The organism is Acinetobacter sp. P1(2025) (assembly GCF_051390655.1).
Taxonomy (GTDB): domain Bacteria; phylum Pseudomonadota; class Gammaproteobacteria; order Pseudomonadales; family Moraxellaceae; genus Acinetobacter; species Acinetobacter junii.
In genome coordinates this window covers 26378-52417 of the sequence record NZ_JBPKBJ010000014.1, presented here as the reverse complement: position 1 = coordinate 52417, position 26040 = coordinate 26378, and the positions used below count along the sequence as shown (strand labels likewise).

25 protein-coding genes and 3 CRISPR repeat arrays are annotated in these 26040 nt (G+C 35.5%); all 25 genes read left to right on the top strand.

Annotation, left to right across the window (positions count from 1 at the left end):
* Positions 1-110 precede the first annotated feature (110 nt).
* Positions 111-791: a single-stranded DNA-binding protein gene (locus tag ACSC97_RS05615; RefSeq protein ID WP_436659738.1), complete on the top strand. Its 681-nt coding sequence runs from the start codon at positions 111-113 to the stop codon at positions 789-791.
* An 813-nt stretch (positions 792-1604) separates the two neighbouring features.
* Entirely contained in the window at positions 1605-2060 is a 456-nt protein-coding gene (locus tag ACSC97_RS05610) for a hypothetical protein (RefSeq protein WP_436659736.1), read from the top strand.
* On the top strand, positions 2060-2356 hold the full coding sequence (locus tag ACSC97_RS05605; RefSeq protein WP_436659734.1) for a hypothetical protein: 297 nt from the start codon (positions 2060-2062) through the stop codon (positions 2354-2356). The genes ACSC97_RS05610 and ACSC97_RS05605 overlap by 1 nt, the downstream gene beginning before the upstream one ends.
* 298 nt (positions 2357-2654) lie before the next feature.
* On the top strand, positions 2655-3119 hold the full coding sequence (locus tag ACSC97_RS05600; protein ID WP_436659732.1) for a hypothetical protein: 465 nt from the start codon (positions 2655-2657) through the stop codon (positions 3117-3119).
* 319 nt (positions 3120-3438) lie between these two features.
* Positions 3439-3825: direct repeats of the CRISPR family, unit length 28 nt; unit sequence GTGACATATCACTTACGTGATTAGGTGG.
* A 130-nt stretch (positions 3826-3955) separates the two neighbouring features.
* Positions 3956-5251 (top strand): hypothetical protein, encoded by a 1296-nt coding sequence (locus ACSC97_RS05595; RefSeq protein ID WP_436659730.1) that lies wholly within the window; start codon positions 3956-3958, stop codon positions 5249-5251.
* 272 nt (positions 5252-5523) lie between these two features.
* Positions 5524-5970: a CRISPR direct-repeat array (repeat unit 28 nt; unit sequence GTGACATATCACTTACGTGATTAGGTGG).
* A 143-nt stretch (positions 5971-6113) separates the two neighbouring features.
* Entirely contained in the window at positions 6114-6359 is a 246-nt protein-coding gene (locus tag ACSC97_RS05590) for a hypothetical protein (RefSeq protein WP_436659728.1), read from the top strand.
* A gap of 653 nt (positions 6360-7012) precedes the next feature.
* The gene (locus tag ACSC97_RS05585) at positions 7013-8638 is read left to right on the top strand and encodes an LPD1 domain-containing protein (RefSeq protein ID WP_436659726.1); all 1626 of its coding nucleotides are present in this window, start codon (positions 7013-7015) and stop codon (positions 8636-8638) included.
* Between the two features lie 110 nt (positions 8639-8748).
* Positions 8749-9468 carry a phospholipase D family protein gene (locus ACSC97_RS05580; RefSeq protein ID WP_436659724.1) on the top strand — a complete coding sequence of 240 codons (720 nt, stop codon included), beginning with the start codon at positions 8749-8751 and terminating at the stop codon, positions 9466-9468.
* Between the two features lie 307 nt (positions 9469-9775).
* Positions 9776-10309, top strand: a complete 534-nt coding sequence (locus ACSC97_RS05575) for a hypothetical protein (RefSeq protein ID WP_436659722.1) — start codon at positions 9776-9778, stop codon at positions 10307-10309.
* 287 nt (positions 10310-10596) lie between these two features.
* Positions 10597-11082, top strand: a complete 486-nt coding sequence (locus ACSC97_RS05570; RefSeq protein ID WP_436659721.1) for a hypothetical protein — start codon at positions 10597-10599, stop codon at positions 11080-11082.
* A gap of 440 nt (positions 11083-11522) precedes the next feature.
* On the top strand, positions 11523-11933 hold the full coding sequence (locus ACSC97_RS05565) for a hypothetical protein (protein ID WP_436659719.1): 411 nt from the start codon (positions 11523-11525) through the stop codon (positions 11931-11933).
* Positions 11933-12190: a hypothetical protein gene (locus tag ACSC97_RS05560; RefSeq protein ID WP_436659717.1), complete on the top strand. Its 258-nt coding sequence runs from the start codon at positions 11933-11935 to the stop codon at positions 12188-12190. Before ACSC97_RS05565 ends, ACSC97_RS05560 begins: the two co-directional genes overlap by 1 nt.
* Positions 12191-12999: 809 nt before the next feature.
* On the top strand, positions 13000-14118 hold the full coding sequence (locus tag ACSC97_RS05555; RefSeq protein ID WP_436659715.1) for a DNA sulfur modification protein DndB: 1119 nt from the start codon (positions 13000-13002) through the stop codon (positions 14116-14118).
* The gene (locus ACSC97_RS05550) at positions 14115-14495 is read left to right on the top strand and encodes a hypothetical protein (protein WP_436659713.1); all 381 of its coding nucleotides are present in this window, start codon (positions 14115-14117) and stop codon (positions 14493-14495) included. The genes ACSC97_RS05555 and ACSC97_RS05550 overlap by 4 nt, the downstream gene beginning before the upstream one ends.
* 317 nt (positions 14496-14812) lie before the next feature.
* Positions 14813-15568 (top strand): hypothetical protein, encoded by a 756-nt coding sequence (locus ACSC97_RS05545; protein ID WP_436659711.1) that lies wholly within the window; start codon positions 14813-14815, stop codon positions 15566-15568.
* Between the two features lie 39 nt (positions 15569-15607).
* Positions 15608-16087: a hypothetical protein gene (locus tag ACSC97_RS05540; protein WP_436659709.1), complete on the top strand. Its 480-nt coding sequence runs from the start codon at positions 15608-15610 to the stop codon at positions 16085-16087.
* A gap of 183 nt (positions 16088-16270) precedes the next feature.
* Entirely contained in the window at positions 16271-16945 is a 675-nt protein-coding gene (locus tag ACSC97_RS05535) for a hypothetical protein (RefSeq protein WP_436659708.1), read from the top strand.
* A 240-nt stretch (positions 16946-17185) separates the two neighbouring features.
* Positions 17186-17692 carry a hypothetical protein gene (locus tag ACSC97_RS05530; RefSeq protein WP_436659706.1) on the top strand — a complete coding sequence of 169 codons (507 nt, stop codon included), beginning with the start codon at positions 17186-17188 and terminating at the stop codon, positions 17690-17692.
* A gap of 14 nt (positions 17693-17706) precedes the next feature.
* A complete protein-coding gene (locus ACSC97_RS05525; protein ID WP_436659704.1) occupies positions 17707-18108 on the top strand; it encodes a hypothetical protein in 402 nt (133 codons plus the stop codon).
* 260 nt (positions 18109-18368) lie between these two features.
* Positions 18369-19340 (top strand): DUF7007 domain-containing protein, encoded by a 972-nt coding sequence (locus ACSC97_RS05520; protein WP_436659702.1) that lies wholly within the window; start codon positions 18369-18371, stop codon positions 19338-19340.
* A 270-nt stretch (positions 19341-19610) separates the two neighbouring features.
* A CRISPR array of direct repeats spans positions 19611-20172; the repeat unit is 24 nt; unit sequence GTGACATATCACTTATGTGATTAG.
* 362 nt (positions 20173-20534) lie between these two features.
* Complete coding sequence (locus tag ACSC97_RS05515; protein ID WP_436659700.1) at positions 20535-21272, top strand: hypothetical protein; 738 nt, start codon at positions 20535-20537, stop codon at positions 21270-21272.
* A complete protein-coding gene (locus ACSC97_RS05510; RefSeq protein ID WP_436659698.1) occupies positions 21265-21927 on the top strand; it encodes a hypothetical protein in 663 nt (220 codons plus the stop codon). The genes ACSC97_RS05515 and ACSC97_RS05510 overlap by 8 nt, the downstream gene beginning before the upstream one ends.
* Before the next feature lie 69 nt (positions 21928-21996).
* Complete coding sequence (locus ACSC97_RS05505) at positions 21997-22590, top strand: hypothetical protein (RefSeq protein ID WP_436659696.1); 594 nt, start codon at positions 21997-21999, stop codon at positions 22588-22590.
* A 1467-nt stretch (positions 22591-24057) separates the two neighbouring features.
* Complete coding sequence (repM, locus tag ACSC97_RS05500; protein WP_436659694.1) at positions 24058-24987, top strand: replication initiation protein RepM; 930 nt, start codon at positions 24058-24060, stop codon at positions 24985-24987.
* 232 nt (positions 24988-25219) lie between these two features.
* Positions 25220-25918 (top strand): hypothetical protein, encoded by a 699-nt coding sequence (locus tag ACSC97_RS05495; protein ID WP_436659692.1) that lies wholly within the window; start codon positions 25220-25222, stop codon positions 25916-25918.
* Positions 25919-26040: the final 122 nt, after the last annotated feature.

Here is a 26040-nt window from a genome sequence, read left to right as displayed (position 1 = left end):
CGGTTTTTGATTGGGAAAACTATAAAAAATAATCCATACTTTTTTGTGAATTTCCTTGTTTTGGTGCGGTATATATTATATAATTGCATTATCAACTAGGGAGTAACACCATGAAAACGATCAACACTATTACATTACTTGGCAACATCGGCAAAGTTGAAATTGTCGAGTTCAAAGATGAATCAATCATCACTAAAATCTCTTTGGCGACTAATAACCTCGTCAACAATGTAGAGCAAACCCAATGGCATACCCTTGTCTTTAAAGGTCGCTGCGCTCACGTGGTTTCATTGCTTCAAAAAGGTGATCAACTCATGGTTAATGGGATGATGACTTATCGCTCTTGGAAAGATAATCACGGTCAATCACGTATTGCGCCCGAAGTCATTATTACGGATTCGGTAGGCGAGTTCTCAATTATTACAGGTCAAATTGGTCAAGTTCCTGAATACCTAAAGAGCAACTATCAAGCACAACCACGCCAACAAGCTCCACAACAGCGTACACAGGCGCAACCACGCCAACAGGCTCCGCAACAGCGTACACAGGCACAACCACAGCAACGTCAAACGGTTTCAGCACCACGCCAAGCACCTCAACAACAGTACCAAAATGAACAGCAAGATTTTCATCACTCACACAATGATGATGCTTTCTTTAATGATCAAGGATTGGTTGAGCCACAGTATTACAATGAACAACCACAGCAACGCCAAGCCCCTCAACAAAACGTAAATTACAATTCAAGTTATGCAGGGAAAGCGACAACTATTAGTTATAACTATCGCTAAACCGTTTAAGCCACCTGATCAACAGATCGGGTGGTAACATGACAAAAAAACTCGACCTAGTTGATACCTTATATCGAGTTTTGGCATTCCGCTTCGGGCGGGATGTGTTTTTAGTCCTTCGCTTGCGCTCCGCACGACCTCGCTTCCGCTTGGCCATAAACGGCGATTTCAAAGCATTAGCCCCGACTTTGGCTTTACTGTGAAAAGTCAGATACCCTTTATTTTTCGTGGTTCGGGATATTGTTGTTTTATTGATTTTCCTGAATTGGTTTAAATTATTGGGGTAAATTAGGTTTATAGTTCTAAGGCTATGTTTTATAATCTCTTTAGTCGCTAAAGTTTTAGTGACATATCACTTACGTGATTAGGTGGGACTGCAAAAAACGGTAGCAATGAAAGGTGCAGTGACATATCACTTACGTGATTAGGTGGTAGTTAATATGCGTTCTGCAAGTTAAGACCTTGTGACATATCACTTACGTGATTAGGTGGTTTATATATCAGTCAAAACTGTATTCAGCATAGTGGCATATCACTTACGTGATTAGATGAAGTCTAAGTTCACTAAACCGCCTCGCTACCTTGTGACATATCACTTATGTGATTAGTTGGTACGGAAAAGTTGATTCAGATTTCTCTGAATATGACACATCACTCATGTGATTAGGTGAATGAACCCAAGTACACGGACGTAATATTGATACGTGACATATCACTTATGTGATTAAAAACAACCTATACATTTTTGTTAATTTCCTTGTTTTGGTGTGGTATATATTATATAATAAGAACATCAACTAGAGGAAAAACACTATGGAAAACTACATTATTAAATTAAAAACTATCCTTAGCGGTGGTGCAGAAGATTATGTTCAAGTTGTTATTGCTGATGCAAAAAACTTTGATGAAAAATATTTAGGGTTCATGGCTTTAATGGCTTTTTTAGATAACAACGAATGTGTCTTAGATGATAATATTTCTTTCAATGAAGTTTTAGATTTAATTAACATCTGTCCTGATGGAACAATCTCTGTGGATGGTCGTGGGGAAGATTCTAAATATTGGTTATGTAAAATTAATAATTTTTGCAATGAATCATTGGAACACTTTAAAAAGATAGCTTACAAGCTTTCTAGCATATCTTTTGAATATGCTGATGCTGTTTTAAATTCATTTAATCAAAAATTGGGTGATGTGGTTTTAACTCACGACAATATTGTTGATTACATCCTAGAACGTAAATTAGCTACTAAAAAGGATGTAGCATAATGATTGAACTCGCCAATTCAGAAGAATTAGAACAGTGGCTAAAAGTAAATATTAGCCCCTTAAAACGTGTCCTGTTGGGCTTCTTGCCTGATGCGATAAAAGTTAATGAGCAGTTAAAAGAGAATGATGTTTTAACGCTCCGCACGACTGAATTTTACGATGATCTACACGAACTTTGTATTTTTAAGGATCATCCACGTTCAACAATTAATGAATTGCTAGACGATCATTTCCTTAGTCATTTGGATGTTCGATATATTGGTTCGCTGTTTTTCTTACAGAGCTTCTACGGCTAATAATGGAACAAAAAAAAGAGAGCTTACTTAGCTCTTTTTTTTCTTGGGACTTTCGCCCAATCAACTTCGCTTTCGCTCCGCACGACCAACGCTCCCGCTTGGTCATCAAGAGCAAAATCGTTTTCAAAGCGCAATCCCCGACTTGGCTCTTAAGGTGCTAAATTCAATATCGGTTATCTAAATAAGTACCTGAATTTGATTGGAAAAACTATAAAAATAATCAATACTTTTTTGCTAATTTCATTGTTTTAGTGTGGTATATATTATATAATGTAATTATCAACTAGGGAGTAACACCATGAAAATCAATCAAAATAATGCACGACCAAGCCTTTCATTAAATGAGCTAATGAATGGCATTAATATCCACCAAGCTGAAATTAAAACCTCATTTGAATTATCAACACTTGAACAGATCGGTGCGGAAGATTCAGAAATTCGTTATTCAGCGAGTATTGACCGTATTCTAGAAAAAGCGGGTGTCAGCATCATTGCAAGCTGTAAAGTTGAATTACGTTCTGATGAACAAGAGAATGCCCCTATCACTTGTGATTACTTGGATTTAAGCAAAGATGATATTTCTATCAATATTCAAGGTGCAAAACTTTCTTTAAATGGTGAGGAAGTAGATTCAATCGACTTCTGTGCTGATGATGATGTAATTGAGGCATTCTATCAAAGCGTTATCACATCACTTGATATGCAGACCGTTAATTCACTGATCAATGCTGTAATACCTTACAACACAAAAATGGCAGCATAGCCTCAATTAAAAAGTTACCCTTTTGCCTAGCCAACCCCAATGGCTAGGTTTTTTTTGCCTAAAATTTCTGTCGCACGTGCGCCCAAAACCATTCGCTTGCGCTCCCCTAGCCCTACGCTTCCGCTTGGCCATTAACAGCGATCTCAAAGCGTTGGCTCCGACTTTAGCTTTACTGTGAAACGTCAGATACCCTTTATTTTTCCTAGATCGGGATATTGTTGTTTTTATTGATTTTTTGAATCTGTTTAAATTATTGGGTTAAATTGGGTTTATAGTCCTAAAACTATGTTTTATAATGTCTTTAGTCGCTAAGGTTATAGTGACATATCACTTACGTGATTAGGTGGAAGTAGTGACTAGAACTGATGGCATAATAATTGTGACATATCACTTACGTGATTAGGTGGAAGATGCAAATAGTGCAGAAGCCTACGAACTTGTGACATATCACTTACGTGATTAGGTGGTATCGGGCTGTTATCTGATTTGGACGGCACTTGTGACATATCACTTACGTGATTAGGTGGTATCTGTTTTCAAAAGTTCTAAAATACGATGCGTGACATATCACTTACGTGATTAGGTGGATTAGAGAATTGGATTCGTATTTTTTGGTTAAGTGACATATCACTTACGTGATTAAGTGGTACACAACTCGCTTTTTTCCATTTTTCAAACGTGGCATATCACTTACGTGATTAAATGGCATACGATTTTATATTCCAAGTGTGGACTATCACTTACGTGATTAAAAACAACCTATACTTTTTTGTGAATTTCCTTGTTTTGGTGTGGTATATATTATATAATAACAACATCAACTAGAGGAAAACACCATGAAAAACCAACATTTCCGTGAAGCAGAAGAATTTAAAAAAGTATCAAAAACTATTTTTGAAAAGTTTATTTCAAACCCAAGTATCACAATCGACAAAGATACCAAAACTTTTAATTTTTTTGGCAAATTTACTATTTGTCTTGATGCAGATAAACAAAATCAAGGGACTTTGCACTCAAATAACTTTACCAAAGATTATGAGTTAAAAACGCTATTGCGGTTCCGCTTGGATGATCTACTTGAGTGTGGTTCAGATGCTTCATTATTTCACTCATTGGACTTTCATTCGTTTTTCTATCATCAAAATAATGATGATCTTGATGTTATTGCTGATTGCCTAAACAGCATGGCAGATAGTGATGTACAGTTTTTAAAAGATACCTATCAAAGCAACTATTTAGAAGCCTTTATGTTGCGTGATGTGGCTTTTCATGTTCATCTAGATCAAAACAAATATTTATTAAGCCAAAACGATAGTCAGGCATTGGATTCTTTTGCCTATGATTGCCTTGACCTTGAGTTTATTAAATTCTTACTAGATGCAACTAATGTTGGTTTTTGGAAGTCATCTTATAACAAACGCTCTATTTTAACGATGTTTGATTATCTTTCGTTATTGCCGTTGCGAGATAACCTTTACCGCCTAAAAGAAACACAACCGCAGTCATTGGCGTTTGCCATTCTTGTTTTACTGAATCATGTGGATGTTTTTAATTGTGCTTTTGATAATATCAAGAGCTACGATGATTTTATGCTTGGCGAGTATTTAGTGGGTAACGCCGTTATCACCTTTCCAAGTGGCATGATTGATAATAAAAGATTTGTTCAAATCACGAATGCGAAATCTTGGTCTTGGATGCTGAAACAGCAGAAATCAACCATTAATAAACTTGTTTCCTTGTATTTACCATCCAAGAAAGATCGTGCTTACTACGGATTCTGTCGTTTTCGTGAAACTGTTGCGGTATTGGCAAGTAACAACTATGACCTCACCACAGCCGACCTTAACAAGCTTTTGGATTTATGCGTAGGCGAATCTATTAGCGTAGATCGTTTGTTTGCTGATGTTTCATCATTTAGTTTAAATGATGAAGAATTATATGACGTAATTAGTAAAAATGATTTTAGCGAAATCGTACTTAAGGATTACATTGAAAAGGTTGTGCAGTTGGATAATTGGAACAGTCTTACTCAAGATGCTTTATCTGATCTAATCGGCAATGATTATGCCAAATACAAACTAAAATCGAATCTCGCAAAATTAGCAAGACAGCAAATTCTTAAAGCAGCATAAATTACGGTGGCGGTATTCAATATCGCCACCTCAACCTGTGGGCCTTCGCTTTCGCTCCGCACGATCTACGCTCCCGCTAGATCATCAACGGCGAGTTCAAAGCACTGATCCCCCGATTAAAAATTTAGTGAAAGGTCAGATACCCTTTATTTTTCGTGGTTCGGGATATTGTTGTTTTTATTGATTTTTTGAATCTGTTTAAATTATTGGGTTAAATTGGGTTTATAGTCCTAAAACTATGTTTTATAATGTCTTTAGTCGCTAAGGTTATAGTGACATATCACTTACGTGATTAGGTGGAAACCCATCTTGAAATGCTTTTTGCAGTGGCTGTGACATATCACTTACGTGATTAGGTGGCAGACCATAGATTCTTCTAGCATGTGTTTCTAGTGACATATCACTTACGTGATTAGGTGGATCATCAGTACCTCGATGCCAAAGTTCGACATTGTGACATATCACTTACGTGATTAGGTGGAAGCAACAAGAGATATTAGAAATGCAACTAAGGTGACATATCACTTACGTGATTAGGTGGAATGCAATGTAAGTGCCTGACGAAGCGGATTGGTGACATATCACTTACGTGATTAGATGGTAGATATGGTATCTAGGTGTTTCCGAGTTTGTGTGACACATCACTTATGTGATTAGGTGGATTAGATAGCGTGGACTCTTTTTTTTCGAGGTGGCATATCACTTATGTGATTAAGTGGCAACTTCATCTAGCATTAGTTGAGCCTAAAGAATGACATATATCACTTATGTGATTAAAAATAACCAATACATTTTTGTGAATTTCCTTGTCTTGGTGTGGTATATATTATATAATATTCCTATCAACTAGAGGAAAAACACCATGAAATCAGTCGTTATTAACTCAAAAGAATACCCACTCCGTACCGTTGTAATGAATGACATGAGCTATATTGTTGGCACGGAAGCTCTCGGGGATGTAATCAATGACCTTTTAGATTCTGATGATGAAATAGATGAAAAATTTGCATCACAGATTGATGATCGAATTTATTTTTATGTTCCGAATGACAAAATAGAACTTCCTGATGATGACCTTGTTAAATACCTAGAGGTTGCAGTCATCTAAATCCGCTTAAGCCTTTCGCCTAGTTATTCCAATGACTAGGCTTTTTTTTGTCATTCATAATGTCAAGGTTATTTCAAGGTACTAAAAAAAGCTTTTTCATTACCTTGATTTTTTATTTTATTTGTGATTGCTATCGCTGACGCTCGGCATTCAAGGATCAAAAGCTCGGCATTCGCTAATTGCTCATACTTCTATAGGCTCATACGTCCATGTATTTCGCCATGCCATTTCAAACTTACAGAGCAGTTTTCAATGGGATTTAAGCGATTGTTTCCAACCAATCTTGGTTCACATAAAGTTTTTTTTAAGGTGAAGCAAAAAAAACATTTGTGAATGAAAACCGCCTGACATAATTTTCCCCTACTGAATCGGGTTCCCAAGCCTAATTCTAAGCCTACGGTTGCACCCGCTTAACGCCCCGCAGCCTTCGCTTACGCTCCGCACGACCTCGCTTCCGCTTGGTCATCAACGGCGATCCCAAAGCGTAATCCCCGACTTGGTTCTCAAGGTGCTAAATTTAATATCGGTTATCTAAATAAGTGACTGAATTTGATTGGAAAAACTATAAAAATAATCAATACTTTTTTGCTAATTTCATTGTTTTAGTGTGGTATATATTATATAATGTCATTATCAACTAGAGGAAAAACACCATGAATAACTCAAAGATTTTAGACATTGGCGTAAAGTTTGGCGGTGCAAAAAAAGATTATTACACCTATTTAAATGGCGTTGTTTCTATCAATCCTGATATTGAAGAAAACAAATTAAAAGACTTAATTACCCTTAAAAGTTTGTGGGCGAAACCTGATTTTCGACAAGATGCACTTAATGGCGTTCATGCCAAAGAACATAGTTTATTGTTCGCATTGGTTTATCAAAATATCCCGAACAAGATTTCAGCTAATTTCTATAACTATCATGGACGCACTTTGCGAGAATGTGTTGAGGCTTATATCGCATGTGTTTTGTTCTATAAAGAGCAATATGAAAACCATGAGCATTTATCAGTTAAAAGCCTTGATACCGCACATACAGAAATCTTATTGCCTTTGGATGGAACTCATTGGAGTGGGTATTCTTATGCAACAAGTAATCAAAAACGCTATCACTTAACTGCTATGCAGTATAAACGCCGTTCTTTTAACGACCACTTTAAAACAATATTATTCATGGGTTATCCAAATGTTGAAAACTTGGATGAATCTTTTTATTACAGTACGGAAGTTGATGATGATTGGCTTCTTGGTAATAACTTAACTCATTATTACTGTTCTTATATCGTGAAAGCGAATACCAATTATTTTGGCTCATATTTTAGTGGCACAGTAAATGAGCTAAAAACTGAATTGCTTAATCGACTTGCTGAAATAGTTAAGGCTAAAGCGAATAAGACACCAAAAGAAAATACTCGCTATGTCTATAAACGCCCTATTGTAAGCGGTACTCAATTCAATAACACCGATGCACGACAAGGGCGTGATATTAGCTCGGAAGAACTAATGAATACCTTTGGCTTAAAAGGTATTGAGTGGGGCAACTACGTTCCACAAAAAGAAAGACAGCAGTATCTTAATAATGCCTATGATTCATTCCATGATCTAATGATCCTAATTAAAGCCCCTCTCTCTTTTGCCTCTTTAGGTGGATCATTGGGGATTGCCTTTGGTAGTCGGGGGCATGGTCGCTTTGCAGCGCATTATGAGCCATCTACTAACGTGATTAACCTTACTCGCACAAAAGGCATCGGTAGCTTTGCTCATGAATGGGGACACGCCCTAGACCACTACATCGGGAAAAATATCTTAAAAGGCTGTTTTTTAACTGATTTTACCAATAGAAGCATTTTGAATAGTTCGCTGTATCGTGAGGAAGATTACACACCTAAACAACTTGCTTTGATTAATTCATTGCACTCTTTTGACTGTTTAATGAAGTCGGTTAGATATAAAAATGATGATCGTGAATATACGAGATTTATTACAGAAGCCCATCGACTAGATATAAAAAAGCCATATTATTCGACTAATATTGAGCTTTTTGCCCGAGTGTTTGAATCTTGGTGCGAAGATACTTTGTATAGCCATGACCGTTTTAATTATTTCTTGGTAAATGGTACACGCAGAGGGATAGCCCCAAGTGTTGATGATGTATCCGCTTATCCTTATCCACGTGTTGAGGTAGAACGTGAAAGCATGGTTAATGCTATGGATGAGTTTATAAAGATTGTTGTACCGTTGGCAGTCGATAGCGTACACGATTATAGCAAGGTGGCTTAAATTTTAAGAAACACACTCAAAAAGAGTGTGTTTCTTTATTGTTTAATTTAAATATTACATTTACTATTCAACTAATTTTTTTTGACTTCTAAGGGTTTAGTAAACTAAAAATGGCTAAGTTTTTAAATACAAGCGCAACAAATTACTATCTTGAAGAATTAATTAAGAATGCGAAAGAACGAGTTATTTTAATAAGCCCTTTTCTAAAATTAAATGACCGTATTAAAGAATTACTAGAAGATAAAAACAGATTAAAGATTGATATTCGCATCATTTACGGTAAAAGTGAATTACAACCCGAAGAAATCACATGGCTTAAAAGTCAAGATTATATACGCACAAGTTTTTGTAAAAACTTACATGCTAAATGTTACTTAAATGAATTTTCCTGCATTATTACAAGTCTAAATCTATATGAGTTTAGCCAAGTAAATAATAATGAAATGGGTATCTTTGTTAATCGTGATTCAGATGTTGATTTATATCTAGATACATATAACGAGGCACAGCGATTAATAAGAGTAAGTGATGAAATTCGCATCACAATGGAAAAGATTGATCAAGAATCTAATACCAAGAGCGAAACCAACAATGAAGAAGATAGTCAAAGTAATGATAGCGGTATGCTAACCACTTCAAAATTAGCTCAAAAAATTAAAATATCTACAAATGATTTATTGCTCTTACTTGAAAAAAATGGGTATTTGCAAAAAAACAATAACCGAATGATCTTAACCGAACAGGCATCAAAGTTGGGTGCTGTATTTAAAAAAGGTCGATTTGGTGATTATTTCTTATGGCCTGAATTTATAACCCAAAACTTAAAATAAAATAAACCCGCCTTGTGCGGGTATTTTTTTTCTTGAAATAATATTCCAATGTGCGCCGTGTACCAAAGAGCCTTCGCTTGCGCTCAATACGACCTCGCTTCCGCTTGGCCATGAACAGCAAAAGCGTTTTCAAAGCAATGATCCCCGACTTGGTTCTTAAAGTGCTAAATTTAATATCGAGTATTCTAATAAGTTGCTGAATTTGATTGGAAAAATCACAAAAAAATAATCATACATTTTTGTTAATTTCGCTGTCTTAGTGTGGTATATATTATATAATAACAACATCAACTAGAGGAAAAACACCATGAATGCTTTGCTAAAAAACAATGATGTTGCAATGCTTACACTAAGTCAGTTTGATGATTTTTTTAAAAACACGGTTTTAAAGCAAGACCCCTTTTCCCCTGCTCAAGATGAACTTAGCATTGAATCTTACATGGCCATAGGCTCTGAAATAAGTCCAAATCAAATTAACCATGATAATAATATTTCGGATGCTCAAGACTATACCCATCTTTGTACGATCTCACAGCTTTTTACCTTTGGTGATGTTTCTAAGAATCATATTCTAGAGTTCTTTCTTACAACCAATATTCTTATCAATGATGCCGTTGAAGATCAGGTACGTTTGCGCTTTATTCACCCTCAAGGCTTTACTTTTGCCCCTGATCTATTTGATGTGGTTTTATCAAGTAAGTCTTTTTACTTACAGTCTGATGAACATGATATAGACCAAGCGAATACTGTAACTCGCATAAAAGAGCTTTTCGATTTTGACAGCCCATTGCTAAAATTTCATCTTCTTAAAAATGCCTCAAATGTATGGAAAGAAAATTAGGCTTCCTGTTAGTTAGCGATCCTCTGCATAGCGTTCTATGCAGATTTGCTCTATGGCCCTTCGCTTTCGCTCCGCACGATCTACGCTCCCGCTAGATCATTAAAGCGGTTTTCAAAGCATTGATCCCCGACTTGGTTCTTGATGGGTTGGGTTTTAACATCGAGTATTTTAATAAGTACCTGAATTTGATTAAAAAAACACAAAATTAATCAATACATTTTTGTGAATTTCCTTGTCTTGGTGTGGTATATATTATATAATTGCATTATCAACTAGAGGAAAACCCCATGAAATATTTTATCCTACCAATCAAAATGCTACTTGAAGTTCACTTTATGGGTGATACTCCACAATTTAACGGTCATCGAAACTATGCGGTTCAAGCAGGTACGCTAGAAGAAGCTCGTAATTTGTTATTTCCTTATATTTGTAGCTTGGCTGATACCAATGAATGCTATATTCATCAAGAAATTAAGGACTTTTATACTTTTTCTTTTGCCGATTTAATCAAGAAACTTGAAGAAAAATTGGATGTTTTGGATGATGATTATTCATTTGGTCGCTTTAATCTAAATGAAGATGGTTCATGTTCCATTACGATTAATGATGCAGATGATTATGGTTATGAAAGAATTTTTACTGCTGATCCTGATTTAGTGGAATTATCAGAACAAGAATACGCATTCTTGAAAAAGCATTCTGATACGCTTGATATTACTGAACTCACCAACCATGCAAATAAAGCTTTAGGCATTCCACCTGTAAGCAGCTAAAAAATATACCAACACGAACATAAACACTTCTTTTGAAGTGTTTTCTTGTTATATCACCCTTGCTTCAAACCCTTTATTTCCTTATCATAATTATACGCTCTAGTTTTATGGTGTTTTTCTTTAGTTGATGATTGATCAATTCCGTAAGATTTAAGTGTAAAACCTTCGGGTTTATAGGCGTTATGCGTTTTTCGCATAACGCTTTTTTTATTTTCGCTTTCGCTCCCCTCGATCTTCGCTCCCGCTTGATCCTTAAAATCGCTTTCAGAGCAATGATCCCCGACTAGGCTCTTAAGGTGCTAAATTTAATATCGGTTATCTAAATAAGTACCTGAATTTGATTGGAAAAACTTTAAAAACAATCCATACATTTTTGTTAATTTCCTTGTTTTGGTGTGGTATATATTATATAATGTCATTATCAACTAGGGAGTAACACCATGAATCAACAATATTTAGATTTAGCTTTAAACGGTTTAAAAAGTGGCTTAATTGATCTAAGCAAATCAGTAGAAATTCACTTCAATGGTGAAATTGCCGAAGTAAACAAAAAGTTTACGCTTACTCAAGCTGATGGTCGGGAAGTTCGCTTTTCTGCATCTTGTAAATATTCAGTCGTGTTTAGCGAGAAAACTAGCCGTTTTATTGTTGAAGATGATGAAATTTATGTTTCCTCACCATGCTTTGATACAGACTATCCTTACAGCCTTCACGCTAATGTAGATGGTTGCACGATAGCCTTAAATTTATTTGAAGCAAATGAATTGAAGTCAATTATCCATGATGTGCTTAACTATGCTGATGGTTTTACGCTTTGCCAATGCTATGTAAACACTTTAGAGGTGGCATAATGAGCAGAATATCTAAACACGAAATTATCTATGATCTAGGCATGGGGAACTTGGGTGGCGGTTACTCTCTTTATGCTAAAAATGTGATTCGCAATAATGATTATGCGACTTTAGTTACGCTTGATGGTGTTCACTCATTAGATGATGCAATGGTGATTAATCTTGATATGAATAAAGGCTTTGATCACCCAAATGCGATAGATCAGGTTAAAAAATTCCTTTTAGCTAAAAACCCAAACATTACCTTTGCTAACTAACTAGCAAAGGTACAAAAAGAAATGACAATTGCCATTTCTTTTTCAACTCGCCCTTCGCTTTCGCTCCGCACGATCTACGCTCCCGCTTGATCTACAACGGCGATTACAAAGCATCAAGTCCGACTTTAGCTTTACTGTGAAAGGTCAGATACCCTTTATTTTTCCTAGATCGGGATATTGTTGTTTTTATTGACATTTCTAAATCATTTTAAATTATTGGGGTGATTAGGGTTTATAGTTCTAAGGCTATGTTTTATAATGTCTTTAGTCACTAAAGTGTCTAGTGACACATCACTCATGTGATTAGTTGGAAGAAAAATCAAATGCTAAAAAGGGATCGAGTGTGACACATCACTCATGTGATTAGTTGGAATTGGTTAGGTCAAAAAAGCTATGAAGTTTCGTGACACATCACTCATGTGATTAGTTGGCATTTATCTTTACCACGAAATGCCCCCATAATATGACACATCACTTATGTGATTAGGTGGATTCTTTTTTTACCCCCTTTATATTGATCATTGTGACATATCACTTATGTGATTAGGTGGATGTAAAAGTCTTGCTCTTTCTAAAAATTTTGTGACATATCACTCATGTGATTAGGTGGAAAAATACCGTATCGAACTCGAATCCCTTACAGTGACACATCGCTTATGTGATTAGGTGATCTAAACCAACGGTGCGTTGGACAACATGCTGTGACACATCACTTATGTGATTAAAAATAACCTATACTTTTTTGTGAATTTCATTGTCTTGGTGTGGTATATATTATATAATAACCCTATCAACTAGGGAGTAACACCATGAATCCAAACGAAGAACCTAAATTCCTAAAAACATTTTCTGCTGTTCGTGGTGTTCAAGGCGGTAGATCAAATTACCTCATTCAAATTCGATTAAGTGATGTTGAAAACCTATTTTCGTTTAACTATGGCGAAAAACTAGATAAGTCATACCAACGTCCTGTGAATCCTAAACGTAAAGTGCAGATTGCAGATTACATGACTTCTAACAGTACATTCATTTTGCCTACCGTTCTTGCCTTTCCTTTGCGTGGCAGCTTCACATTTGAAAGTATCGACATTCCTAATGCTCCTATTGATTTAGGTGTCCTAAAGCTATCAGTAGATTGCATACTAGGTCTATTTGATGGGCAGCACCGTGTAAGTGGAATCATTGAAGCGTTAAAGAAAAAAACACACATGAACCCAAATGATACTATTTCAGTCCTGTTGCTCGAAAAACAAAACCTGATTTCAGCACAGCAAATTTTTTCGGATATTAATATTAATGCGGTGAAACCATCACAAAGTATTAAGCTGCTCTATGACAACCGCAACATGATTTCAGTTATTAGCAAAGGCTTGATTCGCTCTAACCCATTCTTATCAGAATACACCGACATGACGAACTCAAACCTAGCTAAAGATTCAATCAAGCTGTTTTCGTTTAGTGCGATTTATAGTGCGGTTAATGAAATGATGAAAGGTTTGGATGACCTTAATCCCCAAGATAAGGTGCAGTTCATTAATGATTTTTGGAGTGAGATCACGCAACACTTCATCCCATTTTGTTATGTTAGTGAAAAAAGCGTAACACCTGAAAATTTACGCCAAACATCCCTCGCCCCTTTTGCTGTTACCATACAGGCACTAGGTATCTTTGCAGTCACTATCTTTAAAGCGGATCGTGACAATTGGAAAGAATACGTCCATGCGCTTCATAAAGTGAGCTTCCTTAAGCAAAACCCAACTTGGATCAACCGAGTTATTCAAAATGGTAAAATTCGTAAATCTCGCACGAATAGCGTCCTTATAGCGAATGTTCTACTGAAAGAAATTGGGATTGAATTACAGGGCGATTTACTTAGTGCTGAAAACAACTTTTTAGGCATTAAAAAAGAGGTGGATTACGCAGCATGATTATTCTCAATCCATTGGGGGTAGCTGTTGAGGTGGATGCAAGTATCGACCTCAACCTAAAGACCCTAAAAGCCTTGAAATGTAAAACGTGGGATAGTGAATTTGCATATAACAAATATGCTAAAAACAATGGGCTTCCGATCCACGCATACCGATCCACCGATGCCTTGAATACCTACTTCCGTATTCAAGTGATCGGGCTACAGTATTACTATTCAGGCGTGTTTGCGTCATTAGTACCTTTTGAAGCTTTTTGCTTGGCAACCTATATCGCCAACTTTAATCCCCAAGACACAGCAGAGAACGATCCCGCTTTGCGTGTTGAGGAAGCCAATCGGGTACTCGCTTTACTTGAAGCTGATCCATACGATTACTAAAACTCGCCTAGTTGATACCTTTGAGTTTTAAATGCCCGCTAAGTGCGGGTATTTTTTTGCCTGTCGCTATGCGCCGTGTGCCAAAAGCCTTCGCTCACGCTCAACACGACCTCGCTTCCGCTTGGTCATTAACGGCGATCTCAAAGCATGGCTCCCGACTTGGCTCTCAAGGTGCTAAGTTTAGTATCGGGCATCTTAATAAGTTGCTGAATTTGATTAAAAAAAATAACAGAAATAATCAATACTTTTTTGTGAATTTCATTGTCTTAGTGTGGTATATATTATATAATTGCATTATCAACTAGGGAGTAAACACCATGAAATTACTTAAAAATATTACTATCGGCGGTCTTGTTCAGCCAACATCATATTTTGATGATATTACTGTTCGCCAAGTCGCAGAAAGCTACTCAATTTATAAAGGTGAAAATCGAATTGCCTTTTTCTTAATTTCTGATTTGGCTAAAACTAACGGTTATGATTTTATCCATTCATCGAACCATAATCTTTTTAATGATCTTATCGCTGCTGTTGAAGAATTGCTTATACGTTTTCGCATTCATACCCATTCTGTATATAAATTTATTGCTTATTGGGTGGAAAAGATATGCCTTAATCAAGCGCACAATCTTACGCTCACAGATGTTTTGGTATCATTTGCTGAAAGCATAAGCCCTAAAGCATACTTTCCACCAATCTTTGATCGTGGTTTGGAAATGGTACGTGCGATAAAACTTCACAGCTTGCCGTATGATGTTTTTGGTTTTTCTGCATATCACGGTCATACTTTTATTGGTCGCTACTTTGGCAGTATATGTCATAAAAACTATGACTTTGACCCAATAAATGCCAACACTAAAAACGTCATTTTTGACCTTATCAAAGCTGTGGCAGAAAACTATATTGAGCTAGGTAATGCTGATGATGAAGCAAATATTCACTCACTCTATATCGCCTACTTGATGTTTTTGGCTTATGGTTATAATGGCTCTCTGTCTTTCGGGAAATTCCTAATTGATGGCACTTATGACGAGATATGCAATAAATACAATGATTCTTTAGAACACGCATAATTCCTCTAATTCCCAATAAACAACATAAGGTGACTTTTAATGAATATTTTTGATCTTACTGCTATTGCAGATCAGGCAGCTATCATTTTTGATCAGCATTATTTTACTCATGCTAATGTGGAACCTGATCTAAATTCTGAAAATCCCAATGAGCTAGTTTTGGAAGATTACACCGAAATTACCATAAAAAATCTCTTTCAGGATTTTTCAATAACCTTGCCTATCGTGAGTTACATCACGCTTGCTGATGGTGCGGATATTGAAACCGCCAATCTTGCAGATGGTACGCTTCAAGTCAAAATGGCAATTACCCATGATGAAGCACTTACCCGAGAATCCTTATTTTCTGATGAACAAAATGCTCATTTTTCAGAAAGTGAAATTGATACTTTTGAAGCGATCATTAACCACCTAGACAACAACAAAGCTGATTGGGCGAAACCACCACAACAGTTTTTTGATCAACACATTGATCTAATTCGTCAGCGATTTAAGCAAGATGCCAAAGCTGCTGCATGAACAATGAAGCAAGTCTAAAACTAGGCTTGCTTTTCTCTATTTGAATCAATGATTTTCAACTGCTCCACCCGACTTTAAAGCCCTTGAGATCAGCCTAACAACTTTTAGTTTTCTTGGCTTCATTGTGGTTTTTTTGGCTATATATGATATAAATATATTATTAATAATATTAAGTTGCTGAATATGAAATATATTAACAATCCAACAATTATTGATTTATTTGAACTGCAAAAAAAATCAATAGAAACTTCTATTTTAAAACCTCAAATTGGTGTGACTTTTGAGGAACCATTATGCCCTGATGATAATACAGAACGATTATATAATGTTTTTGACCTTGAGCTAAATTCAGCACAACAAAATAAAGCTTTGGCACATGCCTTAAGTTTAGGGATGCCAAGTAAAGACGATCTGATCTATTGTTTTGATCAAGCAACAGCACATATTGCTACCGAGATAGATCATTTAGTCGATGATTATTATTATGATGATCTAAAATATCAAATCGAATTACTACACTCTATTTTTGATCAAATCCTTTATAAAAAATCACTAAAAATGGTAGTGCATAAAGATGACTTTTACAGGGTTAAGGATGTTGTCTTTAGCAATCAACTTGATTCGTACTATCTACTAGCTCGAAACTTTTACCTTGTCGAATATTGTAAAGCCTATTTGCAGCACCAAAAGAATAAACCCAATAAACTTTTTAGATTTTCGAGAGTAAATATACCTTTCGATGATTTTGTATCTATCTTGGAACAATGGTTTAAAACAAAATTTGGACTTTCATATTTAGCGGATTTCCATTTGGTCGGCTACGATCTACACACAGGACAAGCGCAATATTACTTGTAGATTCGAGCATCTTCGCTTTCGCTCAACACGGCCACGCTTCCGCTTGGCCATTAACGGCGTTCCCAAAGCAGTAGCTCCGACTTTGGCTCTTGATGGATTAGGTTTTAACATCGGATATTTTAATAAGTTGCTGAATTTGATTAAAAAAACCACAATTAAAATCAATACATTTTTGCTAATTTCATTGTTTTGGTGTGGTATATATTGTATAATTACCCTATCAACTAGGGAGTAAACGCCATGAATACATTTGCTAATTTTGAAATCAATGATCTCGCTTTATTTATTAAAGCCACCGACCTATCCCCTAAAACAAGTTTATCAATTTCATTACTTCACAAGCATGTTGAAAACTTACTTGCTGATGATTTTCCATTAAATGAAGCCCTTTCTAATGGCAAGCAATATGTCAGCCTATTATTGGCGATTGGTGCGATCTACGACCAAGCTAATCTGATTGGTTCAGGTTCATTACCTAACCTTGTTTTAAAGCAAGTTACAGCCGTTCTAGATCAAGTGGAATTACATTCAGTATCTACCACCAATACCCATACTTACGTCCGAAATTTATTGAAAGCGGAAGTTAAAACACTCCTTAAAGCCACTAATGCTTTTAGAGATGGATACCTATCTTCAATCGACTTGTACTCATGCGTACTCAACCATGAAACCATTTTGAATGATCTTTTAGAATTTCAAAACCTTTTAGAATTTCAAAATGCACTCGGATATAGCCACGTTGCTTAATAGGAATAAATCACATGAATTACACCTTAGAGCCGAATGCCGAACCTTACACCTTAGCACCATTGATTAAGGTCAAAGCCGATCTTACGCCTGATGAAAACTCATTAGACTATGATAACTCGATTGGCTTTTATTTATTTTTCATTCCTGTTTATGATCTTAACGATGAAAAACAAGCTGATGCCTCGACAACATACAGTTCAACCAATGGCTACTTAAAATGGGATTATGAAAAGAATGTTCCAACATTCTTTATTGATACCGAAAATTATTGGTTGTGTGGCGATTTAGAAGATGAACTACCTGAAAACTATCCTCAACTCGCCCCACTCGCACACTATGATGAAATTAAGCGATTAACCAATCAAATTTACCTACAAAATAAAGAACAATTTGATGCAATCATCAAATCTTGATCTTTGGGTGCGACAGCACCTTTTGGGCCTTCGCTTACGCTCAATACGACCTCGCTTCCGCTTGGTCATCAACGGCGAGTTCAAAGCGTTGGCTCCGACTTTGGCTCTTGAGGGTGGTGGGTTTAATATCGGTTATCTATATAAGTATCGGTTTTTGATTGGAAAAACTATAAAAAATAACCCATACATTTTTGTGAATTTCATTGTTTTGTTGTGGTATATATTATATAATAATCCTATCAACTAGAGAGGAACACCTTATGTCATGGGGCGCAGTAAATTCAGAAAAAACACTTTTTAGAGGCTGTGTAAGCGTGAACTGTGAGGGGCATGGTGGCATCTTACTGAACGAAAACACCTTTAAAACACATCCATATTTTGCAAAATTACAGCCCATTTCAAACTATATGGAACTGTTTTATGAGCATGGAAAATACGTCTTTGAAGAAGATATTGATGCTTCTGTTGTTTATGCTTGTATGCCAATTGAGGTGGTTTTAGAGCTAGAGCCACACTTAAAAGAAAAAGGGGCTGAATATTGGGAAAATTATTTTCTAAAAGTGGTGCTAGATAATCACCCAACTATTTTTACAGCAATTACAGGTAAAGAGGTTGGTGTCTTTGATTCAAGAAGCTTAAAAGAGCAATATTTTACCGATCACCCTCAAGAGTTATTTTATATTACTGATTTGTATGATGGCTACAATATCCCTGATGGCTTTAGTGTTGTTGTTGTTGAAAAAAACTACCCTTACTCACAACGGTCTGAAAGATACGGCACTTTCCTTATTGCTAATGACTTGGTGGGAAAATTCAGTCTAATGGCAATCCGTAAGGCAACTGTACCGTTTGACATTGCAGTTTTGGATGATGAGGCGTTTTCTGAATTTAAGGTAGATCACACCTTACCAAACTATAAACCTGAAACGATTGAACCAAATGCGTTTTACTCATACAAAAGTCAAGCTATTAAACAAGGCTTACTTGTTTTGGCTTACAACTACACAACCGAACAAAAAGGCATTTTCTTATTTGAACTGAATGCAGGGTTTACACAAGTTACTCGTAAACAATTTGGTGAAGTGACGTTGTTTGAAAAGCCAACAAGTAATGATTATCTATTTCTAAGTATGCCACCCTTGTATTTTTATGAGCGTAATGTAGAAAAAATGGTTGATACCCTCTTAGGCGCAACAAAAGAAAATCCGTTTTCTTGGCCAAAAGCATCATAGTTCAAAGGTTGGCTCAACTTGGGCCAACCTTTTTATGGGCCTTCGCTCACGCTCCGCACGATCTACGCTTCCGCTTGCTCTTTAACGCCGTGTTCAAAGCATCAAGTCCGACTTTAGCTTTACTGTGAAAGGTCAGATACCCTTTATTTTTCATTGTTCGGGACATTGTTGTTTTTATTGATATTTCTAAATCTCTTTAAATTATTGGGTTAAATTGGGTTTATAGTCCTAAAACTATGTTTTATAATGTCTTTAGTCGCTAAGGTTATAGTGACATATCACTTATGTGATTAGATGGCCCCCGACTTGGATAGCAAAAAACAAAAAAAGTGACATATCACTTATGTGATTAGATGGCCATTCATTTTTAAAGCCTGCGATCGTGAATAGTGACATATCACTTATGTGATTAGATGGTATGAAATCTCATAATGATTTGTTAAATCATAGTGACATATCACTTATGTGATTAGATGGTCAAACGCCTACAGTTGTGCTTATGAACTGCGGTGACATATCACTTATGTGATTAGTTGGTTTAACTCAAGATCAACTTCACTGTTTTGTATGTGACATATCACCCATGTGATTAGGTGGTTTATTGTTTTTGAAATAATCTTAACTGATATGTGACATATCACTCATGTGATTAGGTGGAATCGTCTTGTTTGAATATCATTATATCGTTAGTGACACATCACTTATGTGATTAGGTGATTTTAGAAAAGTGTTTCAGGCTTGTAAGGACAGTGACATATCATTTACGTGATTAGGTGAAGTTGAAGCAGAAAGTGGATAGTCCGATGAAGTGACACATCACTTATGTGATTAGGTGAAGGATTTGGGTATTCAATCTTCCAATGTACTTGTGACATATCACTTATGTGATTAGCTGATGATGTGACAGATCACCCATGTGATTAGGTGAACTACTTTTTTGTCATAGTTCACTACTATTAATCAGTAGTGACATATCACCCATGTGATTAGGTGGCAAACGGTTTCAGAGATGATTTGAGGGATTGTATCACCCATGTGATTAAGGCTGTTGCCTAGACTTGATATATTTAATATAAACAAAGACATATCACTCATGTGATTAGATAAAATAATACATACTTTTTTGTGAATTTCATTGTCTTAGTGTGGTATATATTATATAATTGATCTTAAGAAATAACTTAGAGATTGGTTATGAATAACAGTAAACCATCACAGCAAATCAGTGTAAAAAACCTAGAAAAAAACTCTGTTGGCTATTTGCATGAAATTACTCACCCTGCTTTTGGCGGGCTTAAGTGGAATATTACAAGCAGTAGTCACGAAACTATTATTTTTGATGGAATTACGCCAACGCATACTTTTCGATATAAAACTGTACATATAGGAAACTCTGTTCAAAATATATCTAAAGGTTCAGTCCATTCTTTTGATACTAAAACTCACATGGAGTTGGTCATTTCAGATCAGGCTTTTGATGATCTTGCTCTTGCGCCGTTACATGGTCGATATATCCCTTTAAATATCACCTATCGCCCAAAATCAAATAATTTGGTTGAATGCCCTTCTATTCAAGAGCCTTTTAATTATGAACTCTACCATAAGCTTATTATGGATATTTGGGATGATTACATTCAGCGTATAGATGTGCTGCTTGCTAAAATTGAAAATCATATCAATGATGTTCAGAAGTTAAAAAAATCAGACTATGACCATAGTATCCGACTTCTTGAACAACATACAGCCAACTTAGATCATAATTTTTCTTATGTGATTGCAAGAAAATTAATGGATTTAAATGAGCAGAAGCTTGATTTACTTTCGGATGCTGATGCGATTATTACCTCACAACTTTTGAAGCTAGGTATTGCTTCAATTAATGGCCAAGACAATACAATCAAAATTGAAAAAGAGGGTTATATCAATGTCTAATCTAGATAGTCAAAACGTCTTTATCGAAAATCAAGGCGGTGTGGTTACGCATACGCACCCTGCTTTTGCATTAATTAAGGTTACGCCAATACAAATTGATGATGGCATTAATCTACATAATGAGAAGTCCATTAAAAAACAAGTATTAAGCTTTCAAGTTTACCAAGCTAAAGTTGTTGTGGATGGTCTTATTGCTAAAAATGTTCCAACTGAATTAATCTATCAGGGCATCTTATCTCATTCCGAATATCAAAAGTTTATTAGTGGTAAAGGCTTTATCACCCATGATAAAAAGCTAGAAGATGAAAATGTTAATATCAAAGTCCCCCATATCAAAAAAGTTGATCCCGATAGCGAACATCCATTGACTGATAATAGCCCTTTAAATGATGTAATCGGTGGGCTTGAGGCTTCTGTTGCCATGATTAAAGAGGCGAAAGGCAAGAAAGCGGTACGAGCATCTATTCAAGCGTATCGAGATCAAATTAGTAGTGCAAAAGCGGTTATTGCAGACTTAGATCAAAAAACCCAACAGTATGTTGCTGATAAAAAAGAGCAGAATTTTAATCATATTCAAGCTTCTATTCAGAACACAATGCATTCTCTTTTTTCATTGGATTCTGAAAACAACTTAATCAGCAATTCAAACAAGTAACAAAGTAGATCGCTACTTTTGGTAATCTATAGCTAGACCTTAATCTAGCTAAATCTTATAGGTGTAAGTATGTCTGATTATCTTGGCTTTAATGCCCCACAATTTATCAAATCAAACATCTCAATGGATAACGGCTATTGGTTTTTCCGTGTCATGGATGCAAAAGACTTTGAAAAAGCTGTGCAGCTTATCAATGATCCTATTGATGAGGTGCGCCAAGCTGTCGCCCAACATCATAAAACTTTAGCTGAAAAGCTTAAGCATGATCAAAGTGAAAATGTGCGCTTTATGGTTGCAGCTACTTATGCTGATTTAGCTGAACAATTAATATCAGATGCTAGTAGCAAGGTGCGTATTGGTGTAAGTCAGCACATTCACTTGGCAGAAAGAATGCTCACGGATCACGACATTAAAGTTAGAAAAAGTGTGGCCAACCATCCCCGACTTTCTGAAATGCTGATTAGTGATGTTTCTTATGAGGTAAGAGAACAGGTTGCACAACATCCATTCATTGCAGAGAAGCTTATAGCTGATCCTGATCCACGTGTACGAAAAGTTGTAGCCACCCACCCGCATTTAGCTGAAAAGTTATTAAATGATATTAATGAGGTTGTAGCTGTTGCAGCCAAGTATTGCCTTCGAGCAAAGAAAAATGGGTATTAATTGGCTTTATACCCATTTTTAAATAGCTTAAAATATAATCATGTTGATACTTTTCTTGCTCTAAAGTGTAACAATATATTTCTTTTGTTGTAGCTATGGATTCACCTTGTTTTTCTGATAATATTTGTGCTTATTGGTGCATGTTCATGTATTTATTGAATATTTCAAAGGTAAAGCGACACAACCCTTGTCATAAAAAATTTTTACCCCCTCTATGCACCAATTGGCAAAATGTTACATTAATATTAACTCTAACAATTCATTATATATATAATTAATATTATCAAAACATTTAATTAATATTAATAAAACATTATATATTACCTTTTAATTAAACATTCTAATCAGCATATTTTATTAACTCACTTGTGCTGTTAATGCCAAGTCTATTTATAGATCACTGATCAAGTTAATAACTTGGTATTAACTTTATATCTTGATCTTGCAGCGAAATTCTTTCACTATTTTGTCGTATTTCAAGAACTAAGTTATTGATTTATAACAATACGCATTAAAAAAAACGTGTCGTTTTAATGTCGTTTTTAGTGATTATTTTGTCGTTTTTGGCGTAAAAAACGATCAATCCTTTCACTATTTTGTCGTATTTCGAGAGCTAAGTTATTGATTTTACATTGTTCGCATTTTTTTTAATCGTTATTCAGCCAAGCCCATGAACCATATTAAGGTCTTTCACTATTTTGTCGTATTTCGAGAGTTAAGTTATTGATTTATAACAATACACATTAAAAAAAACGTGTCGTTTTAATGTCGTTTTTAGTGATTATTTTGTCGTTTATAATGTATATATAAAGTTTATAATTATACATTTAGCTCCAATTGGATTATCTATTTGGAATGATAATAGTTTTTATTTAGTGTCTTTGAAAGCTAATTTATTATGGTAAAATATCCTGATCTTGATTGCATACTGTTTTGACTTAATAAAACGACTTGACGATTGATGTGGTTGAAAATAGCTGTACTTATCCACAATTTTAACCACTTATCCACAGTTTTGTAATTTTAAGCAATCACTATTTTGTCGTAACTCGTCACTATTTTGTCGGAGTTAAAAAAGTTATCCACACTTATTTTGTCGTAACTCGTCACTATTTTGTCGTATTTCAATTTGTAAATCCATGATAATAAAATAGAAAAACGCTCTGACAATTCTACAAGCTTTTTTCTCTTTTTTTTACAAGAGTGTTCTTTCTTTTATTTTTAATTTTTTTTTGAATATGAATTTATTATCTTGGATTATGAATTTGCTTTTTTTGTTTTTTTGTCTAGAATCAGTATTGCTCGAAAAACGAAATTTGGACACTCAAGCATTTGCTAAGGTATTGCTGAATAAAAAAAATTGGTTGTTAAAAATAAAAAAGACGCAATGTTAGTGGTGTCGTATTGCAAAGCTAAATCTTATTTGCTAGATTAATTGCATTACTTAAATTCTCTAATTTTGACATAATGAATATAGACGCTAAAAAGTCTAAACTTGTTGTAAAACATAATTCTCTTATTGAGGCGAGTTTTAATTTATCACTTGTCGAAAATCGCATAATGTTACTTGCTATCGTTGGGGCAAGAAAACTTCAAGAACTAACCCAAGATACCCCTGTTACCATTAAGGTGAGTGAATACTTACAACAATATCCATCTTCGGGACGTAGCTCATATCTTTATCTACAAGAAGCATCTAAATCTCTATTTGAACGCAAATTTTCTTATCTTCATAGCAATGGTGGTATCGCTGTTGAACGGTGGGTAAACCGATGTATCTACCATGAAGATAAAGGCGAAATTGAGTTGTATTTTGGCTCAACAGTTATCGACATGATTGGCCATATAGAAAAAGACTTCACAAAGTATTTTTTGGAATCTATTTCAGACTTTAAATCTAAATATAGTATTCGTATTTTTGAACTTGCATCTAAATGGGAAAGAATTGGGGAAAGTCCGTTATACACGTTAGAAGATTTCCGAGAAAAGATTGGATTAGAAAAAGACGACTATGATCGGTTTTGTGACCTCAATAGACGAGTTTTAGATATATCCCAAAAAGAAATTAATGCTACTGACAAGATCGACTTTAAAGTTAGCTATCACTTTAAGAAAAGTGGACGCAGCATTGTTGGGATTCAGTTAAAAGTGGAGCCTAAAGTGAAGAAAATGAAAGACCTTAAGCCAATGAAATTAACTGAATCTCAAATTGATTTGTTTGGTGACAAGTTATCCCGAGATGTGGCCTTTCAATCGGATTATATTGCTCACGTTGGTGAAACAACCAAAGATTACGCCCATCGAATCAAAGTTGCGCTAAGAGATCGTGAAAATGTTACTAAGTGGGGTGAGCATTTAGCCCGACTAGGTTTTCGTGCTAAATACATCCCCGAATAGCCCCTCTCGCTCACGCTCGTCACGATCTACGCTTCCGCTAGGTCGTTCACGGCGATTTCAAAGCAGTAATTCCGACTTGGCTATTGAAGTGCTAAATCGAATATCGAGAATTTAAATAAGTTACTGAATTTGATTGGAAAAACTATAAGAAAACCCATACTTTTTTGTGAATTTCGTTGTTTTGGTGTGGTATATATTATATAATGGCATTATCAACTAGAGGATAAATACCATGTCATTATCATATTTTTCTCATATAAATTTTGAATACAAAATCCCAAATGAAGATGCATACCGAGCGCATCTAAACAAGATTTATTCAGACTTATTGATCCCTTCAACGGATGAAGTCAGCTTAGAGAAGCTGATGCCTGACCATGTTGCAAATATAGATAACCTCACTGTTAATTTTGATTCAACGTGTGCTGAAATGCTTGAGTTTCGCTCTAGTGATCCTGTTGAAGATGCTGTCATTGCTCATATTCAAAAACACAAATTAAATGCTGAATACCTACAATATATTTTTGGATATTCGGATGTTTGGGTATCAACATTCGAGGATGGTGATTTGATCTCACAGCGTTACAACCATCCAAATGATTTATGTTGGGTTTCTAGTGTTGCAACCCCTTATTTGCCTATTGATCATCTTAAGTTTGATGATCCGAAATACTGCTACCACCTTGCCCTTGCTTGCGCTTTTTTAATGGATTTGAGCCATGATGAGTATCTTGTATCAGAACATTCGCCAAATAAGAGTTTTATCGCTGTAGCGGGCAAAGAGAAGCCTTTTATCGTGGAGTGGGATCAATCGACAGCTACCGTATCGGTATTAACTCCTGATGATGCTCAATACAGTCTAGTTCTAAAGCAAGATTGGATGATGGATGAACAGATTGACGAGCTTTTAAAGCTTGAGATTTTTGCGTAAAAACCTATACATTTTTGTGAATTTTATTGTCTTGGTGTGGTATATGTTATATAATAGCAAGTAAGCAATGATGCTTATTACCACTAAGAGGAACTCGCAATGAGTAAGAATATTGTTATCCG

Coding starts and splice junctions, on each gene's coding strand:
- ACSC97_RS05580 (WP_436659724.1), top strand. CDS start 8,749: ATGGCTAAGTTTTTAAATACAAGCGCAACAAATTACTATCTTGAAGAA.
- ACSC97_RS05495 (WP_436659692.1), top strand. CDS start 25,220: ATGTCATTATCATATTTTTCTCATATAAATTTTGAATACAAAATCCCA.
- ACSC97_RS05520 (WP_436659702.1), top strand. CDS start 18,369: ATGTCATGGGGCGCAGTAAATTCAGAAAAAACACTTTTTAGAGGCTGT.
- ACSC97_RS05540 (WP_436659709.1), top strand. CDS start 15,608: ATGAATATTTTTGATCTTACTGCTATTGCAGATCAGGCAGCTATCATT.
- ACSC97_RS05590 (WP_436659728.1), top strand. CDS start 6,114: ATGAAATCAGTCGTTATTAACTCAAAAGAATACCCACTCCGTACCGTT.
- ACSC97_RS05530 (WP_436659706.1), top strand. CDS start 17,186: ATGAATACATTTGCTAATTTTGAAATCAATGATCTCGCTTTATTTATT.
- ACSC97_RS05525 (WP_436659704.1), top strand. CDS start 17,707: ATGAATTACACCTTAGAGCCGAATGCCGAACCTTACACCTTAGCACCA.
- ACSC97_RS05565 (WP_436659719.1), top strand. CDS start 11,523: ATGAATCAACAATATTTAGATTTAGCTTTAAACGGTTTAAAAAGTGGC.
- ACSC97_RS05535 (WP_436659708.1), top strand. CDS start 16,271: ATGAAATATATTAACAATCCAACAATTATTGATTTATTTGAACTGCAA.
- ACSC97_RS05575 (WP_436659722.1), top strand. CDS start 9,776: ATGAATGCTTTGCTAAAAAACAATGATGTTGCAATGCTTACACTAAGT.
- ACSC97_RS05600 (WP_436659732.1), top strand. CDS start 2,655: ATGAAAATCAATCAAAATAATGCACGACCAAGCCTTTCATTAAATGAG.
- ACSC97_RS05570 (WP_436659721.1), top strand. CDS start 10,597: ATGAAATATTTTATCCTACCAATCAAAATGCTACTTGAAGTTCACTTT.
- ACSC97_RS05560 (WP_436659717.1), top strand. CDS start 11,933: ATGAGCAGAATATCTAAACACGAAATTATCTATGATCTAGGCATGGGG.
- ACSC97_RS05550 (WP_436659713.1), top strand. CDS start 14,115: ATGATTATTCTCAATCCATTGGGGGTAGCTGTTGAGGTGGATGCAAGT.
- ACSC97_RS05610 (WP_436659736.1), top strand. CDS start 1,605: ATGGAAAACTACATTATTAAATTAAAAACTATCCTTAGCGGTGGTGCA.
- ACSC97_RS05555 (WP_436659715.1), top strand. CDS start 13,000: ATGAATCCAAACGAAGAACCTAAATTCCTAAAAACATTTTCTGCTGTT.
- ACSC97_RS05595 (WP_436659730.1), top strand. CDS start 3,956: ATGAAAAACCAACATTTCCGTGAAGCAGAAGAATTTAAAAAAGTATCA.
- ACSC97_RS05545 (WP_436659711.1), top strand. CDS start 14,813: ATGAAATTACTTAAAAATATTACTATCGGCGGTCTTGTTCAGCCAACA.
- ACSC97_RS05515 (WP_436659700.1), top strand. CDS start 20,535: ATGAATAACAGTAAACCATCACAGCAAATCAGTGTAAAAAACCTAGAA.
- ACSC97_RS05615 (WP_436659738.1), top strand. CDS start 111: ATGAAAACGATCAACACTATTACATTACTTGGCAACATCGGCAAAGTT.
- ACSC97_RS05585 (WP_436659726.1), top strand. CDS start 7,013: ATGAATAACTCAAAGATTTTAGACATTGGCGTAAAGTTTGGCGGTGCA.
- repM (WP_436659694.1), top strand. CDS start 24,058: ATGAATATAGACGCTAAAAAGTCTAAACTTGTTGTAAAACATAATTCT.
- ACSC97_RS05510 (WP_436659698.1), top strand. CDS start 21,265: ATGTCTAATCTAGATAGTCAAAACGTCTTTATCGAAAATCAAGGCGGT.
- ACSC97_RS05605 (WP_436659734.1), top strand. CDS start 2,060: ATGATTGAACTCGCCAATTCAGAAGAATTAGAACAGTGGCTAAAAGTA.
- ACSC97_RS05505 (WP_436659696.1), top strand. CDS start 21,997: ATGTCTGATTATCTTGGCTTTAATGCCCCACAATTTATCAAATCAAAC.